Consider the following 15,341-nt stretch of genomic DNA (forward strand, 5'->3'; position numbering starts at 1 on the left):
ATGGCAAAAGAGACATTTCAGCGAAACAAGCCACACGTAAACATAGGAACGATAGGTCACGTAGACCACGGGAAGACGACCCTGACGGCGGCGATTACGACGGTAATGGCCAAGCACCACGGCGGGGTGGCCAAGAAGTTTGTCGACATCGACAACGCCCCCGAGGAGAAAGAGCGGGGGATAACGATCTCGACGGCGCACGTCGAGTACGAAACCGAAGCGCGCCACTACGCGCACGTGGACTGTCCGGGCCACGCCGACTACGTCAAGAATATGGTGACGGGGGCGGCCCAGATGGACGGGGCGATTTTGGTGGTAGCGGCCACCGACGGTCCGATGCCGCAGACCCGCGAGCATATTCTGCTGGCCCGCCAGGTAGGCGTCCCGCAGATTGTGGTCTTCATGAACAAGACCGACCTGGTCGACGACGAAGAGCTGATCGAGCTGGTGGAGCTGGAAGTCCGTGAGCTGCTGAGCTCCTATGAGTTTGACGGGGACAATATTCCCGTAGTGCAGGGATCGGCCCTGAAAGCCCTGGAGGGCGACGAGGAGGCCGAGCAGAACATCCTGGATCTGATGGACGCCGTCGACGAGACGATTCCGACGCCCGAGCGCGACGTGGACAAGCCGTTTTTGATGCCGGTCGAGGATATCTTCTCGATCACCGGCCGCGGTACTGTGGCGACAGGCCGTATCGAGCGCGGAGTGGTGAAGCTGAACGACGAGATTGAGATTGTAGGTATTATCGAAGACCCGATGGAATCGGTCGTCACCGGCATTGAGATGTTCCGGCGGATGCTCGACGAGGGCCAGGCCGGCGACAACGCCGGGATCCTGCTGCGCGGGGTGGACAAAGAAGAGCTCCAGCGCGGGATGGTACTCTGCGAGCCGGGCTCGATTACCCCGCACAAGAAGTTCGAATGCGAGGTATACGTGCTGAGCAAGGACGAAGGCGGCCGACACACCCCGTTTTTTGACGGCTACCGCCCGCAGTTCTACTTCCGGACCACGGACGTGACCGGATCCTGCGAGCTGCCCGATGGGGTAGAGATGGTGATGCCGGGCGACAATGTGACGATGGAAGTGAGCCTGATTCAGCCGGTAGCGATGGAAGAAGGCCTGCGTTTTGCGATCCGCGAGGGCGGCCGCACGGTAGGCGCCGGTGTTGTAACTGAAATTATAGAATAAAAAAGTTCTGATAAGTGGCTACTCAACAAAAAATCAGAATTAAACTTAAGTCGTACGATCACAACTTGATCGACAAATCGGCTGAAAAGATAATTCAGACAGTAAAGTCAACGGGAGCTGTGGTATCGGGTCCGATACCGCTTCCGACGAAGAAAAATATTATTACAGTGAACCGATCTGTTAATGTTAACAAAACTGCCCGAGAGCAGTTTGAGTATCGTTCTCACAAACGTTTGATCGATATTCTTTCAACAGGATCGCAAACTGTAGATGCATTAATGAAGCTGGAGTTGCCCTCTGGTGTGGACGTAGAAATTAAAGTGTAACATTTATAATCACTGAACAATGAGTAGTGGTTTGATAGGAAAAAAGATTGGCATGACCAATGTCTTTGATGACAATGGTAAAAATTATGCCGTAACGGTTATAGAAGTTGATCCCAATGTTATTACGGAGATCAAAACCAATGAAGAAAACGGCTATGAAGCTGTACAGCTTTCTGCTTTTGATAAAAAGGAGAAAAGTACCTCAAAACCGTTAAAAGGACATTTTGAAAAGGCTGGAACATCACCAAAAAAATACATCAAGGAATTCAGGGATTTTATTCCTGAAGATGCTGAACTCGGAGACGAGTTGAATATTGAAGATGTATTCAGCATTGGTGACAATGTTGATGTTGTTGGTGTCTCAAAAGGAAAGGGATTTACCGGTGTGGTAAAGCGACACAATTTTAAGGGTGTTGGCGAAGCGACACACGGTCAGCACGACCGACAACGACATCCGGGATCTATTGGTCAGGCCTCTGATCCATCTCGAGTATTTCCGGGAATTAAGATGGGCGGCCGAAGTGGTAACGAACGTAATAAGATAAAGAACTTGACTGTAGCTAAGGTATTTAGTGAGTCAAACTTGATGATGGTTACTGGTTCTGTACCCGGTCCTAATGGACGATTTGTTGAAATTTACAATAGACAGTAATAGATAATTTGCAATGAAGCTTTCGATATTAACAACTGGAGGTAAAGATAGCGGAGATCAGATTGAGTTGGCTGATTCTATATTTGGAATCGAGCCGAATGAAACTGCTATCTATGAAGATGTTCGCCGATACATGGCTAATCAGCGCCAGGGAACATCAAATACGAAAGAACGTGGACAGGTTCGCGGTGGTGGTCGTAAGGCTTATCGCCAGAAGGGAACGGGACAGGCTCGACGAGGTTCTATCCGATCCCCGCTCTTGAAAGGTGGTGGAACGGTATTTGGTCCAAGTCCGCGAGATTATTCGTTTAAAATACCTAAAAAGACAAAACAATTGGCTCGGAAATCAGCATGGTCTGCAAAGGCAGCTGATAAAGCGATCAAGATTATAGATGATTTTACATTTGATGAGCCCAAAACCCGAAAAGTTGCTGATATTCTTAAGAGTCTGGATATAGAAGAACAAAAGGTACTCATTTTGACTGCAGACACTGATAAAGTGCTTTATAAGTCTGCGAGAAATATTCCAAATGTAGAAGTACTGGAAGCAAACAAACCAACGACATATCAGATTCTTGATGCTGATGTTATTTTAATTCAAAAAAGTGCTGTTGAAGTACTGCAAGGATCAATTGAATCTGCTGAGGAGGCTGTAGCATGAAACAAGTATTAAAGAAACCATTAATTACAGAAAAACTTACTCGGCTTCAGGAAGAAGGCAAGTATGCTTTTAAAGTAGATAAGCATGCATCAAAAGCGGATATCAAGCAAGCTGTTATTGATAGATATCCGGAAGTGAAGATTAAGAAGATCAATACTATGATTATGCCTTCTAAGCCTAAAGGTCGATATACCCAGAGTGGATATATCGTTGGCCGAGAAAAAGTTTGGAAGAAAGCAATTGTAACACTTAAAGAAGGTGAGATAGACTTCTTTAGCGAAATTTAGAAACTAATAGTTCAATGGCTACTAAGAAATCAAAACCATCTACACCCGGTTCCAGACACAGAATTTCACCTGTGTTTGACGATGTGACCGTTAGCAAGCCGACTGTTAAACGGCTTGTTAAAGGTAAAGGTCAATCCGGTGGACGAAATAAGCAGGGACGGATGACATCACGCCATCGCGGTGGAGGTCATAAGCGTCGCTATCGTCAGATTGATTTTTATCGCGATAAGCATGATATCCCTGCTAAAGTTCAAACTATTGAATACGATCCCAACAGATCAGCACGAATTGCACTTGTTGCTTATGCTGATGGAGAAAAGCGCTACATTATTGCTCCTAATAAGTTGAGTGTTGGAGATACTATTATTAGTGGAACAACAGGTGTTGAGCCGGATGTAGGAAACGCAATGCCTATGAAGCATATGCCGCCCGGTACTTTTATCCATAATATTGAGTTGCACCCTGGACAGGGAGCACAATTATGCAGAAGTGCCGGTACGTCTGCACAAATGGTAGCAAAGACAGATCGTTATGTAACAGTTAAGTTACCTTCGAGTGAAGTACGAATGATTTTAGGTAACTGTATAGCAACTGTTGGATCAACCAGTAATCCCGATCACTTTAATACAACAATGGGTAAAGCGGGACGAAATCGTTGGAAAGGGAAGCGACCTCATACACGTGGTGTTGCGATGAACCCGATTGATCACCCAATGGGTGGTGGTGAAGGTAAAGCTTCAGGTGGACATCCGCGTTCACCTTGGGGGCAATCTTCTAAAGGATTGAAGACAAGAAAACGCAAGAAACTCTCGGATCGATATATCGTTCGGAGTCGCAAAAAGTCTAAAAAGTAATTAGTTATGCCAAGATCGCTAAGAAAAGGACCTTACGTATATTACAAGTTGCAGCGTAAGATCGATGCAATGAATGAGAGCGGCAAGAAGAATGTCATTAAAACATGGTCGCGTAGCTCTATGGTTACGCCTGATTTTGTTGGACTGACATTAGCTGTTCATAACGGGAAACAATTTATACCCGTATATATTACTGAAGAAATGGTGGGTCACAAGTTGGGAGAATTTGCTCCTACAAGAACGTTCCGTGGACACCCAGTGAAGTCTAAAGCAACGCGTGAAGCACCGAAAAAACCAGGACAATAAAGTATTATGGCTGAAGAAAAATTTGAAGCTCGAGCTACGCAAAAACATCTTCGCAGGTCGCCTCGCAAAGTACGATTAGTTGTTGATTCTGTGAGAGGAGATCGTGTAGATAAAGCCCTTAAGAAACTTGAATTTACCAATAAAGGGGCTGCAGATGAAGTAGCAAAAGTTGTTAAGTCAGCAGCTGCAAACATACGCGATAAGTTTCAGGAAGCACGACTTGATAATCATGAGATTTACATTACAGAAATTTTTGTAAACGAAGGTGCGACACTGAAACGCATACAGCCAAGAGCAATGGGCCGTGCTAATCAGATACGCAAACGTACAAGTCACATCACTGTTGTTGTGGCTAATAACAAAGAATTAGTTAATCAATAAACGAATAATACCTTGGGACAGAAATCACATCCAGTAGGTTTACGACTCGGAATCATTCGCGGTTGGGATTCCAATTGGTATTCCGAAGAGAATGAACCCGAAATTTTATACGAAGACACGAAGTTGCGCGAGTATTTGCACACGCGACTTGAAAATGGAGGGCTTTCTCGAGTCATAATCGAACGTACACCAAAACGAATACTCCTTACACTTAAAACCAGCCGCCCCGGTGTTATTATCGGTAAAGGCGGTGAACAAATTGAGCTTCTGCGCGAAGAGCTTAAAACAATTACTGATAAGGAAGTTCAAATTAATGTAAGTGAAATTAAACGACCCGAAACAGATGCAAGTTTGGTTGCTCAAAATATTGCACAACAGCTCGAGGCTCGGATTTCATTCCGGCGTGCAATGAAAACAGCAATTTCCTCTGCCATGCGTATGGGGGCTGAAGGAATTAAAATTCGCTGTGCTGGTCGATTAGGCGGTGCTGAAATGGCACGTACTGAGCAATATCGCGAAGGACGTGTGCCATTGCATACACTCCGTGCTGATATTGACTATTACAATACAACAGCGAACACTATTTACGGATCAATTGGTGTAAAAGTTTGGATATTTAAAGGTGAAATACTCGGAGATATTGAGTTGACACCTGGAGATGCTCATACCCAGCAGAAGGATGATTCACGAGGACGACGTGGAAAAGGAGGCGGTAAGCGCCGATCTCGTCGACGTAGAAGAAATTAAAATTAATACTGTAAATAAATAGAATCATGTTAGAACCAAGAAATGTACGACGCCGCAGGCAGCATCGTCGCAGCCTTAAAGGTACTGCGCAACGTGGACATACGCTTGCACATGGCGATTTTGGTTTAAAGGCAATGGAACCTAAGTACATCACTTCTCGGCAGATTGAATCATGCCGTATTGCAATTGCTCGTCAATTGCAGCGTGATGGGCAAACCTGGATCCGAATTTTCCCGGATATGCCTAAAACTGCCCAACCCGCTGAAACACGAATGGGTAAGGGTAAAGGAGCTGTTGAGGAATATGTTGCTGTAGTAAAGCCAGGTCGCATTCTATTTGAGATTGCTGGTGTACCAGAGGATTTAGCTTGGGAAGCAATGCGTCGAGCAGATTACAAGCTTCCTATTAAAACGAAATTTATTGTTCGTCGAGATTACGATGGACCATAATTAATAAGGTATTTGATAAATCATGAAAGCACACGAATTACGAGATAAATCAATTGCTGAATTGGAGGCCCGGCTGGATGATGAAAAGCAGGCGTTGCAAGATATGAAGTTTAATCGTGCAATTGCTGGCCAGCTAGAAAATCCCGCGCGTATTACGATGACACGCCGCGAGATTGCCCGAATTCATACGATCATTACTGAAAAACAACAAGAAAGTGCTGAATAATTAATACAATGGCACAAACTGAACGAGTACAACGAAGAGAAAGAAAAGGTCGCGTGGTCAGCAACAAAATGGATAAGACCATTACCGTTGCTGTAGATCGAAAAGTAAAACACGCGATTTACGGAAAATATATTACAAAGACGACGAAGTACATGGCCCATGATGAAAGTAATGAGGCCAATGAGGGTGACTTAGTACAAATCATGTCAACCCGTCCGCTTTCAAAGCGTAAATCTTGGCGTCTTGTAGAAATAATTGAACGAGCAAAATAACTGGATATATTTTAGGAATCTGCAATGATACAAGCACAAACACAATTAAATGTTGCTGATAACAGCGGCGCTCGTCAGCTGAACTGCATTAAGGTTCTTGGTGATTCAAAGCGTCGATACGCAAGAATAGGCGATATTATTTCCTGCTCAGTAAAAACTGCTATCCCTGGAGGTAATGTTAAAAAAGGGGAAGTAGTAAAGGCTGTAGTTGTAAGAACGAAAAAGGAGATACGTCGCCAGGATGGCAGCTACATTCGATTTGACGAAAATGCGGCTGTTATTATTAATAAAGAAAGTGAACCGGTAGGTACGCGAATATTTGGACCGGTAGCTCGCGAACTTCGTGAGCGAAATTACATGCGTATTGTATCACTTGCTCCAGAAGTGCTTTAAAAACGAATTTTATTATGCCACGTACTAAAAACAAAAAGAAGAAATTACACGTTAAAAAAGGCGATGAAGTACGAGTAATCGCTGGTAACGAAAAAGGGAAGGAAGGCCGTATTTTGGCTGTATTTCCTGAGAAAGAACGCGTATTGGTTGAGGGAATCAACATGCGGGTCCATCACGATCAGCCAACCCAGGAAAATCCCCAGGGAGGCCGTATTGAACGAGAAGTAGCAATACATGTATCCAATGTGATGTTGTTAGATCCTGCAACAGGAGAACCTACTCGTATAGGCCGCAAACGAATTGAGGATGATAGCGGTGGCCGGTGGGTACGATACGCAAAGAAAAGTGGCGAGATCATTGATAAATAAGAAGGAATTATAGAATGTCAGAAGCAAGACTTTATACACAGTACAAAGACGAAATTATTTCGAACTTGTTCGAACAGTTTGACTACGAAAACGTTATGGCTGTTCCGAAACTCGAAAAGATTGTAATCAACAGTGGTGTTGGTGAAGCAGTGGAAAATGAGAAAGTGTTAGACACTGTTACTGATAACCTTGCAAAGATTACAGGGCAGAAACCGGTAACCACAAAGGCAAAGAAATCTATCTCTAATTTTAAAACCAGAGATGGAATGCCCATTGGTTGTAAGGTTACTCTGAGAAAGAAAAAGATGTATGAATTTTTGGATCGCTTGATTAATCTTGCGCTACCAAGAACGCGAGACTTTCAAGGAGTGCCCGATAAAAGTTTTGACGGTAGAGGGAATTATACACTTGGTGTTAAGGAGCATACAATATTCCCTGAAATTAATACAGATGATGTTGAAAATATTCATGGAATGGATATTACGTTTGTAACTACAGCGGATAGCGATGAAGAAGCTTATGCTCTGCTGAAGGAATTTGGAATGCCGTTTCAGAAACGAGATTAAATTAACAAGCATATACAATTATGGCTAAGAAATGTTGGATAGCACGTAACGAAAAAAGAAAAAGAACGGTAAAGAAATACGCCGAAAAGCGAAAAAAACTTAAAGAAGAGGGAAAGTGGGAAGAGTTACAAAAGCTTCCTCGCGATGCCAGCCCTACACGCGTAAACAATCGCTGTAACTTAACGGGCCGATGTCGCGGATATATTCGCAAGTACGGTATATCTCGAATTAAATTTCGTGAACTTGCACTCGACGGGAAAATTCCTGGCGTACGAAAAGCAAGTTGGTAACAATTTAACGAAGAACTTTTATGTTTGATCCAATTTCAGATTATTTAACAAGAATACGAAACGCTCAACAAGCTGGACATCGACGGGTAGATATTCCCGCGTCCAAGCTGAAGCGGGCTATGACCAAAATCCTTCTGGATAAAGGTTATATAAATAAGTTTATCAATATTGATGATGGAAAACAGGGAGTGCTTCGCCTGTTTTTGAAATACGATGCGTATGGTCAACCGGTTATTAAGAAAATGAAGCGTCGTTCTAAGCCGGGACTTCGTGAGTATTGTGGAGCGGATAACATTCCCAGAGCTCTTAACGGATTGGGAATTGTTATACTCTCAACTTCTCGTGGAGTAATGACTGATAAAGAAGCCCGCAAAGTTAAAGTGGGTGGCGAAGTATTGTGCACTGTTTATTAAAACTAAGGTAATTGAATTATGTCTCGTATCGGAAATCAACCGATTGAATTAAAAGAAGATGTTGAGTTTAGCATTGATGCTGATAATGTGGTCACCCTGAAAGGGGAGAAGGGCAGTGATACACTGCAATTGGATCCCAGCATTAATGTTGAGAAAAAAGACGGTGAAATAATCGTCAATCGAACTGGTGAGCAGAAAATTGATCGTTCACTACACGGGCTTTATCGATCTCTGATCAGCAATATGATGATTGGAGTATCGGAAGGATATAAAAAAGAGCTTGAAATGATTGGCGTTGGTTACCGCGCATCTTTAAGTAATGGCGTTCTTGAAATGCAATTGGGTTTTTCACACCCAATTTACTTTGTAGCACCTGATGGAGTTGATCTTGAAGTTGATACAAAGACAAAAAAGAATCCCATGATAATTGTTTCTGGAATTAACAAAGAATTAGTTGGACAGGTTGCCGCTAAAATACGTTCATTACGTCCCCCTGAGCCCTATAAAGGCAAGGGAATACGATATGTTGACGAATGGGTCCGTAGAAAAGCTGGTAAATCTGCTGCTAAAGCTTAATAGGAATTATTTACGATGGATAAGAATATTAAAAAAACATTACGTCGCGATAGGATACGTCGCCGTATTCGATCAACAATAAAAGGTACGGCAGATCGACCAAGACTGTGTGTGTATAAAAGTAATAAGAATATTTATGCACAACTTGTTAATGATCGTTTGGGACATACTTTGGCTGGGGTTTCTACCGAGTCTGAAGAAGTGGCCGACGAAGTAAAGGATATGAGCAAGAAAGAAGCTGCTGAAGTTGTTGGTAAACGTTTAGCTGAACTTGCTACAGATCAAGGATTAGAAAAAGCCGTGTTTGATCGAAGTGGTTATAAGTATCACGGTGTTGTTAAAGCCCTTGCAGAGGGTGCTCGCGAAGGAGGTTTAGACTTTTAAAAAAGAATAATTATGCCAAAAGTAAGAAGACGACATAACATAACGCCTACAAATCTTAACCTCGAAGAGAAACTGGTTCATATTAACCGTGTTTCAAAAGTGGTAAAAGGTGGCCGCCGCTTTAGCTTTAATGCTATTGTGGTTGTTGGTAATAAAGACGGTGTTGTAGGACACGGTCTTGGAAAAGCCAACGAGGTTTCTGACGCCATTCAAAAAGGATTTGATAATGCGAAGAAGAATCTTATCAGAGTACCGATGACAAAAACCGGTAGTATTTATCATACGATAACCGGAAAGGAAGGTGCCGGCGAAGTGTTGCTTCGACCCGCATCAGAAGGTACCGGTGTGATTGCAGGGGGACCTGTTAAGGCGTTGCTTGATATTGCCGGATTGCAGAATATCCTTACCAAATCTGTGGGATCTTCAAATCCACATAATATGGTTAAAGCTACTTATAATGGATTAAAGAATTTGACTGATCCATTTGAGGTTGCTGAGCGACGGGGTATTTCAATGAATAAAGTATTTGAAGGCTAATAGATCTAAGGAATTTAATCAGGATAAGATAATGGATTTAAGTAATTTAAACGCTCCAGAACCCAATAAGAAAAAGGCCAGACGTATTGGTCGCGGACAAGGTTCTGGCAGAGGCGGACACACTGTTGGTAAAGGACACAATGGTCAACGTTCACGCAGTGGTTTTAAGGAAAAGTTTTGGTTTGAAGGTGGACAGATGCCTTTACAGCGTCGCGTGCCCAAGTGGGGTTTTAATAATAAATTCCGCAAAGAGTATGTAGCTGTTAATACAGGCACTATTCAACTATTTGTCGAGCACGGCAAACTTGAAGAGGCGATTACTCTTGAAGATCTTCGTAATGCTGGACTTGCAGGTAAAAATGATCTTGTGAAATTACTTGGCGATGGTGATATCGAAGCATCAATTGATATCGAAGTACACAACGCCAGTAAATCTGCTCAGGAAAAAGTTGAAGAGGCCGGTGGAAACATCACATTCGTTAAGAATAATCAATAAAAAAAGATAAGCCACCTTCTAAATGAGTTTAGTTGAAAACTTTCGCAACATCTTTAAAATAGAAGAGCTGAAAAATCGCATCTTCTATGTCATCGGCATCTTGATGGTTTATCGCATAGGGAGCTTTGTAACACTTCCTGGTGTTGATGCTACTCAATTAACACAACAGGCCGGAGACGCCTCAAGTCTTCTTGGTCTATTCGACATGTTTGTTGGTGGTGCCTTTTCGCGTGCGGGGGTATTTGCACTTGGAATTATGCCTTATATTACTGCTGCTATTATCATTCAATTGATGGGGGCCGTTGTACCATATTTTCAAAAATTGCAGCGCGAAGGGGAAGAGGGCAGGCGTAAGATAAATAGACTTACGCGCTATGGTACGGTAGGTATTACCTTAGTACAGTCTATAGGTTTTGCTATAAACCTGATGGCTACATCGCCAAACGCTATTGTGGTAAGTAACTTTACGTTTGTACTTACTTCAATGATTATTTTAACGGCGGGTACTACTTTTGTGATGTGGTTGGGGGAACGAATTTCTGACCGCGGTATTGGTAATGGTATTTCAATCATTATTATGATTGGTATTATCGCCCGATTACCTGCTAGTTTGATCAATGAGGTAACGACCAAGGGTAATCTCATTATTGTTATTATTGAGATCGCAGCTTTGATTCTGGTAATTGCTGCATGTGTGCTGTTGACACAAGGCGTACGTAAAGTTCCCGTCCAGTATGCTAAACGAGTAGTAGGACGCAAGGTGTACGGAGGGACAACACAATATTTGCCGCTCCGGTTGAATGCTGCTGGGGTGATGCCGATTATTTTTGCACAGTCTATTATGTTTATTCCAAGTACGATCGGGACGTTTTTCCCCAATAATGAGACCGTGCAAATGTTGACTGCCTGGTCGAGTGATTTTACAGGAATTACCTATTCTATTATCTTTGGAATTATTGTGGTGTTCTTTACATACTTCTATACAGCTATTACGGTTAATCCTCGTGAAATGGCAGATACTATGAAACGCCAAGGAGGATTTATACCGGGAGTTCGACCGGGAAATCAGACGGTCGAGTTTATTGATAATATTTTGACGAAGGTCACACTGCCAGGGTCTATTTTCTTGGCAATTATTGCAATTATGCCGGCTATTGTGGCCAGGATGGGAGTTACACCGGGATTCGCTTTGTTCTATGGTGGAACCAGTTTGTTGATTATAGTTGGTGTAGCTCTTGATACGTTGCAACAGATTGAAAGCCACTTGATGATGCGTCATTATGATGGCTTTATGAAAACTGGTAAGATGAAAGGCCGACGTAGAGCGTAAGATGATTTTTCTTAAAAGCGAATCTGAAATAGAGAAAATGCGCGAAAGCGCACAAATTGTTTCTCGCACACTGGGTGAAGTTGCAAAACATATTGAGCCTGGTGTTACAACGGGGAAGCTCGACAGAATCGCAGAAGAGTATATAAAAAAGAATGATGGTCGCCCTGCTTTTAAAGGTTATGGGCCAAAAGGGAATGAATTCCCGGGAACGCTATGTATCTCGATTAACGAAGAGGTAGTACACGGTATTCCCAGTGATAAACGGGAGCTGAAGGAAGGTGATATTGTTTCCATTGATTGTGGTGTTGAAAAGAATGGATACTTCGGCGATCATGCTTATACATTTGCCGTTGGTGAATGTGAAGACGAGAAAATTCGTTTATTACGTGCAACGCTAGAATCACTATACAAAGGAATTGAGAAGGCTGTGCACGGGAATAGAATTGGAGATATTTCACAGGCTGTGCAAAGCCATTGTGAGAGTGAAGGTTTTGGAGTAGTTAGAGACTTGGTAGGTCACGGTCTCGGAAAATCACTCCATGAAGATCCTTCGGTACCGAATTTTGGAAAAGCCGGAAGAGGGGAGCGTCTCCGATCCGGAATGACACTTGCTGTCGAACCAATGATTACGCTAGGTTCTTGGCAAGTAGAAACATTAGATGATGGCTGGACGGTTGTTACAGCCGATCGAAAAGTTTCTGCACATTACGAACACGATATTGTTGTGAGAGAAGGAAAGGCTGAAATTTTAAGTACTTTTGATTATATTAGAGAGATAACGAAAAGTCGAATAAATGCAAATATTTAGCAATGGCTAAAGAAGAGCCAATTAAGCAAGATGGCGAAATTATTGAAGCATTACCCAATGCACAATTTCGCGTAGAACTGGATAATGGGCATGAGATATTGGCTCATGTATCCGGAAAAATGAGAATGTACTATATTAAAATTCTTCCCGGCGACCGAGTCGCTGTGGAAATGTCTCCTTACGATTTAACGAAGGGACGTATCACGTATCGTTACAAATAAATTCTAATTAAAAGAGTTTAGTATTATGAAGACTCGATCTTCAGTAAAGAAAAGAAGCGAAGACGACAAAATTGTGCGACGCAATGGTCGTGTTTATGTAATTAACAAGAAGAATCCACGCCACAAGCAACGGCAAGGATAATTAATTCGGATAGTTTTTATGGCTAGAATTGCTGGAATAGACTTACCTAAAAATAAACGCGGTGAGATAGGTCTGACCTACATCCATGGTATCGGCCGGTCAACAGCTCAAGATATTCTTGATGAACTTGAAATTGACCGGGATACGAAAGTTGTGGATTGGACTGATGAAGAAGTATCAAAGCTCCGTCAAAAAATTGACAATGAGTATAAGGTTGAAGGGGCATTACGAAGTGAGGTGAAAGCCAATATACGGCGGTTAATTGAGATTGGTTCTTATCGTGGTAATCGACATCGTAAAGGATTACCCGTACGAGGACAACGTACTCAAACTAATGCACGTACCCGAAAAGGGAAGCGCCGAACCGTTGCAGGTAAGAAATCAGCTCCTCGAAAATAATTAAACGAGATAATTAAATGGCAAAGCGAGAACGAAAATCTGGAAAGAAGAAACGACGAAAACAGCTTTCAGATCCTAATGGAATGGCTTTTATCAAGGCAACATTTAATAATGTCTTGGTAACGGTTACTGATGCTGATGGGAATGCACTTTCTTGGTCCTCAGCTGGTAAAGAAGGTTTTAAAGGATCACGAAAAAACACACCATATGCAGCACAATTGAGTGCTGAAACGGCAGCAACTGCAGCCTATGAAATGGGATTGCGAAGAGTTGAGGTTTTTGTAAAAGGTCCCGGCTCTGGACGTGAAGCGGCAGTTCGTGCTTTAGCATCAAGTGGATTGGAAGTAACGGAAATTAAAGATCGTACTCCCATTCCTCATAATGGTTGCAGACCACCTAAAAGACGAAGAGTATAACGAAGTAAATTATTAGTTAATCATGGCAAGATACACAGGCCCAAAACAAAAGAAAGCAAGACGTTTTCGAGAACCAATTTTTGGTCCCAGCAAGGCGCTGGAGCGAAAACCATATGGACCCGGTCAACATGGCCGATCCAGATATTCGAGAAAATCAGAGTATGCTATTCAGCTTGAAGAAAAGCAGAAAGCAAAATATACCTACGGCTTGCTGGAAAGACAGTTTTCAAATCTGTTTGATAAAGCAAATGCCAAGGATGGTGTAACAGGTGAAATTCTGTTGCAACTGCTTGAGAGCCGTCTTGATAATACCGTCTACCGTCTAGGTTTTGCAAGAACGCGTCGACAGGCAAGACAATTAGTGAGCCATAAGCATATAGTAGTTAATGGAGAAGTTGTAAATATCCCATCGTTCCAGCTTAAGCCTGGTGATGTGGTAAGTGTACGACCAAAATCAAAGACTTTAGAAGTTATAAATGAGTCTTTACAGCACGCTCCTTCCAGTAAGTATAAGTGGATAGAAATCGATAAGAAGGATATGCAGGGTAAGTTCTTGAATGTGCCCGAGATGGAAGAAATTCCTGAAAATATTAATGTACAGCTTATCGTTGAACTCTACTCTAAGTAATTTAAATTAATTTAGTTAACGCGATTGATATGAGTAATTATAGTATACAAATGCCTGAACCGCTTGAGGTTGAAGAAGCAAACGATACCTTTGGTACATTTATTTTACAACCATTGGAACGAGGGTTTGGGGTTACCATCGGTAACTCATTTCGGAGAATATTGCTTTCTTCTTTACCGGGAATTGCTATCAATGCTGTTAAAATTAATGGAGTTGAGCATGAGTATTCCAGTATTGATGGTGTAAAAGAGGATGTTTATGAAATTATCCTCAACCTAAAAGAGGTACGTTTCAAACAGATTGAACAGAGCAGTGGAATTGTTCATATCTCAAAATCCGGAGAAGGGTCACTTAAGGCCGAAGATATTTCTGAGGCAACGGCAGATTATGAAGTTCTTAACCCCGACCAGCTTATTGCTACTATGGCTGAAGACGCCGATATCGAAATGGAATTACATGTTGGCAGAGGTCGTGGTTATGTTCCAGCAGAGGAGCAAAATGTAGATACCGAAGAGGATGTGAGTCTTATTCCTATTGATGCTATTTATACTCCAATCAAACAGGTACAATTTGATGTCGATAATGTTCGTGTTGGTCAACGTACCGACTACGAGAAATTAGTTATGGATATAACTACTGATGGCTCAATAAATTCAAAAGAAGCTCTTACTATAGCAGGTAAGATTTTGAAAGAGCATATTGAAAAGTTTATTACAGAAGAAATTGACGAGCCATTTACACAAGAGGAAGAAGAAGTTGATGCAGAAAAGCAGCGTATTAAAAACTTGTTGAAAACAAGTATTGAAGATCTGAACTTAAGTGTACGCTCTTATAACTGTTTGAAATCGGCTAATATTAACACTATCGGTGAATTAGTAGCCAGAGATGAACAGGACTTGTTAAAATTCCGAAACTTTGGTAAGAAATCTTTAGCTGAATTGGTAGAAGTTATTGAAGGCAAAGATCTGCATTTTGGAATGGATGTAACAAAGTATTTAGATAAATCATAAAGGTATTATAAAAAG

General features: G+C 42.2%; 29 protein-coding genes. All 29 read left to right on the top strand.

The genetic code is table 11. From position 1 onward, the window contains the following. Genes tuf through U5J89_RS02480 form a run of 29 tightly spaced genes read left to right on the top strand, consistent with a single transcriptional unit; the run spans position 1 to position 15,326 of the window. A complete protein-coding gene (gene tuf, locus U5J89_RS02340; RefSeq protein WP_322574004.1) occupies positions 1–1,188 on the top strand; it encodes an elongation factor Tu in 1,188 nt (395 codons plus the stop codon). Positions 1,189–1,202: 14 nt separating this feature from the next. Continuing rightward, the gene (gene rpsJ, locus U5J89_RS02345) at positions 1,203–1,514 is read left to right on the top strand and encodes a 30S ribosomal protein S10 (RefSeq protein WP_322574005.1); all 312 of its coding nucleotides are present in this window, start codon (positions 1,203–1,205) and stop codon (positions 1,512–1,514) included. Positions 1,515–1,533: 19 nt separating this feature from the next. After that, positions 1,534–2,166, top strand: coding sequence for a 50S ribosomal protein L3 (rplC, locus tag U5J89_RS02350; protein ID WP_322574006.1), 633 nt, complete (start codon positions 1,534–1,536; stop codon positions 2,164–2,166). A 13-nt stretch (positions 2,167–2,179) separates the two neighbouring features. Then, positions 2,180–2,827: a 50S ribosomal protein L4 gene (gene rplD, locus U5J89_RS02355; protein ID WP_322574007.1), complete on the top strand. Its 648-nt coding sequence runs from the start codon at positions 2,180–2,182 to the stop codon at positions 2,825–2,827. After that, on the top strand, positions 2,824–3,114 hold the full coding sequence (rplW, locus tag U5J89_RS02360; protein ID WP_095607735.1) for a 50S ribosomal protein L23: 291 nt from the start codon (positions 2,824–2,826) through the stop codon (positions 3,112–3,114). The genes rplD and rplW overlap by 4 nt, the downstream gene beginning before the upstream one ends. 14 nt (positions 3,115–3,128) lie before the next feature. After that, positions 3,129–3,968 (top strand): 50S ribosomal protein L2, encoded by an 840-nt coding sequence (rplB, locus tag U5J89_RS02365; protein WP_322574008.1) that lies wholly within the window; start codon positions 3,129–3,131, stop codon positions 3,966–3,968. Between the two features lie 6 nt (positions 3,969–3,974). After that, the gene (gene rpsS / locus U5J89_RS02370) at positions 3,975–4,274 is read left to right on the top strand and encodes a 30S ribosomal protein S19 (RefSeq protein ID WP_322574009.1); all 300 of its coding nucleotides are present in this window, start codon (positions 3,975–3,977) and stop codon (positions 4,272–4,274) included. Between the two features lie 6 nt (positions 4,275–4,280). Continuing rightward, positions 4,281–4,655, top strand: a complete 375-nt coding sequence (gene rplV, locus U5J89_RS02375; protein WP_322574010.1) for a 50S ribosomal protein L22 — start codon at positions 4,281–4,283, stop codon at positions 4,653–4,655. 12 nt (positions 4,656–4,667) lie between these two features. After that, positions 4,668–5,402, top strand: coding sequence for a 30S ribosomal protein S3 (gene rpsC / locus U5J89_RS02380; protein ID WP_322574011.1), 735 nt, complete (start codon positions 4,668–4,670; stop codon positions 5,400–5,402). Between the two features lie 26 nt (positions 5,403–5,428). Further along, a complete protein-coding gene (rplP, locus tag U5J89_RS02385; RefSeq protein ID WP_322574012.1) occupies positions 5,429–5,851 on the top strand; it encodes a 50S ribosomal protein L16 in 423 nt (140 codons plus the stop codon). A gap of 22 nt (positions 5,852–5,873) precedes the next feature. Further along, positions 5,874–6,077, top strand: a complete 204-nt coding sequence (rpmC, locus tag U5J89_RS02390) for a 50S ribosomal protein L29 (protein ID WP_322574013.1) — start codon at positions 5,874–5,876, stop codon at positions 6,075–6,077. A gap of 8 nt (positions 6,078–6,085) precedes the next feature. Then, the gene (gene rpsQ, locus U5J89_RS02395; protein WP_095607742.1) at positions 6,086–6,349 is read left to right on the top strand and encodes a 30S ribosomal protein S17; all 264 of its coding nucleotides are present in this window, start codon (positions 6,086–6,088) and stop codon (positions 6,347–6,349) included. A 24-nt stretch (positions 6,350–6,373) separates the two neighbouring features. Continuing rightward, a complete protein-coding gene (rplN, locus tag U5J89_RS02400; RefSeq protein WP_322574014.1) occupies positions 6,374–6,742 on the top strand; it encodes a 50S ribosomal protein L14 in 369 nt (122 codons plus the stop codon). Positions 6,743–6,756: 14 nt separating this feature from the next. Further along, positions 6,757–7,110, top strand: a complete 354-nt coding sequence (gene rplX, locus U5J89_RS02405) for a 50S ribosomal protein L24 (protein ID WP_322574015.1) — start codon at positions 6,757–6,759, stop codon at positions 7,108–7,110. 14 nt (positions 7,111–7,124) lie between these two features. After that, positions 7,125–7,676 (top strand): 50S ribosomal protein L5, encoded by a 552-nt coding sequence (gene rplE, locus U5J89_RS02410; RefSeq protein ID WP_322574016.1) that lies wholly within the window; start codon positions 7,125–7,127, stop codon positions 7,674–7,676. Between the two features lie 20 nt (positions 7,677–7,696). Beyond that, on the top strand, positions 7,697–7,966 hold the full coding sequence (rpsN, locus tag U5J89_RS02415; RefSeq protein ID WP_322574017.1) for a 30S ribosomal protein S14: 270 nt from the start codon (positions 7,697–7,699) through the stop codon (positions 7,964–7,966). Positions 7,967–7,986: 20 nt separating this feature from the next. After that, positions 7,987–8,379: a 30S ribosomal protein S8 gene (rpsH, locus tag U5J89_RS02420; RefSeq protein ID WP_322574018.1), complete on the top strand. Its 393-nt coding sequence runs from the start codon at positions 7,987–7,989 to the stop codon at positions 8,377–8,379. Positions 8,380–8,397: 18 nt separating this feature from the next. Next, a complete protein-coding gene (rplF, locus tag U5J89_RS02425; RefSeq protein WP_322574019.1) occupies positions 8,398–8,955 on the top strand; it encodes a 50S ribosomal protein L6 in 558 nt (185 codons plus the stop codon). 15 nt (positions 8,956–8,970) lie between these two features. Further along, on the top strand, positions 8,971–9,339 hold the full coding sequence (gene rplR / locus U5J89_RS02430) for a 50S ribosomal protein L18 (protein ID WP_322574020.1): 369 nt from the start codon (positions 8,971–8,973) through the stop codon (positions 9,337–9,339). A 12-nt stretch (positions 9,340–9,351) separates the two neighbouring features. After that, positions 9,352–9,876, top strand: a complete 525-nt coding sequence (gene rpsE / locus U5J89_RS02435; protein WP_095607750.1) for a 30S ribosomal protein S5 — start codon at positions 9,352–9,354, stop codon at positions 9,874–9,876. A 31-nt stretch (positions 9,877–9,907) separates the two neighbouring features. Continuing rightward, entirely contained in the window at positions 9,908–10,372 is a 465-nt protein-coding gene (gene rplO / locus U5J89_RS02440; RefSeq protein WP_322574021.1) for a 50S ribosomal protein L15, read from the top strand. 22 nt (positions 10,373–10,394) lie between these two features. Next, positions 10,395–11,702, top strand: a complete 1,308-nt coding sequence (gene secY, locus U5J89_RS02445; protein ID WP_322574022.1) for a preprotein translocase subunit SecY — start codon at positions 10,395–10,397, stop codon at positions 11,700–11,702. Between the two features lies 1 nt (position 11,703). After that, entirely contained in the window at positions 11,704–12,510 is an 807-nt protein-coding gene (map, locus tag U5J89_RS02450) for a type I methionyl aminopeptidase (RefSeq protein ID WP_322574023.1), read from the top strand. 2 nt (positions 12,511–12,512) lie between these two features. After that, on the top strand, positions 12,513–12,731 hold the full coding sequence (gene infA / locus U5J89_RS02455; protein ID WP_095607754.1) for a translation initiation factor IF-1: 219 nt from the start codon (positions 12,513–12,515) through the stop codon (positions 12,729–12,731). Positions 12,732–12,756: 25 nt separating this feature from the next. Then, positions 12,757–12,873, top strand: a complete 117-nt coding sequence (gene rpmJ, locus U5J89_RS02460; protein WP_095607755.1) for a 50S ribosomal protein L36 — start codon at positions 12,757–12,759, stop codon at positions 12,871–12,873. 18 nt (positions 12,874–12,891) lie between these two features. Continuing rightward, on the top strand, positions 12,892–13,272 hold the full coding sequence (gene rpsM, locus U5J89_RS02465) for a 30S ribosomal protein S13 (protein ID WP_322574024.1): 381 nt from the start codon (positions 12,892–12,894) through the stop codon (positions 13,270–13,272). Between the two features lie 17 nt (positions 13,273–13,289). Continuing rightward, complete coding sequence (rpsK, locus tag U5J89_RS02470) at positions 13,290–13,688, top strand: 30S ribosomal protein S11 (RefSeq protein WP_322574025.1); 399 nt, start codon at positions 13,290–13,292, stop codon at positions 13,686–13,688. Positions 13,689–13,710: 22 nt separating this feature from the next. Then, positions 13,711–14,316 carry a 30S ribosomal protein S4 gene (gene rpsD, locus U5J89_RS02475; protein WP_322574026.1) on the top strand — a complete coding sequence of 202 codons (606 nt, stop codon included), beginning with the start codon at positions 13,711–13,713 and terminating at the stop codon, positions 14,314–14,316. A gap of 29 nt (positions 14,317–14,345) precedes the next feature. Continuing rightward, on the top strand, positions 14,346–15,326 hold the full coding sequence (locus tag U5J89_RS02480) for a DNA-directed RNA polymerase subunit alpha (RefSeq protein ID WP_322574027.1): 981 nt from the start codon (positions 14,346–14,348) through the stop codon (positions 15,324–15,326). Positions 15,327–15,341 lie beyond the last annotated feature (15 nt).

It is taken from the genome of Fodinibius sp. (genome assembly GCF_034521915.1).
Classification (GTDB): domain Bacteria; phylum Bacteroidota; class Rhodothermia; order Balneolales; family Balneolaceae; genus Fodinibius.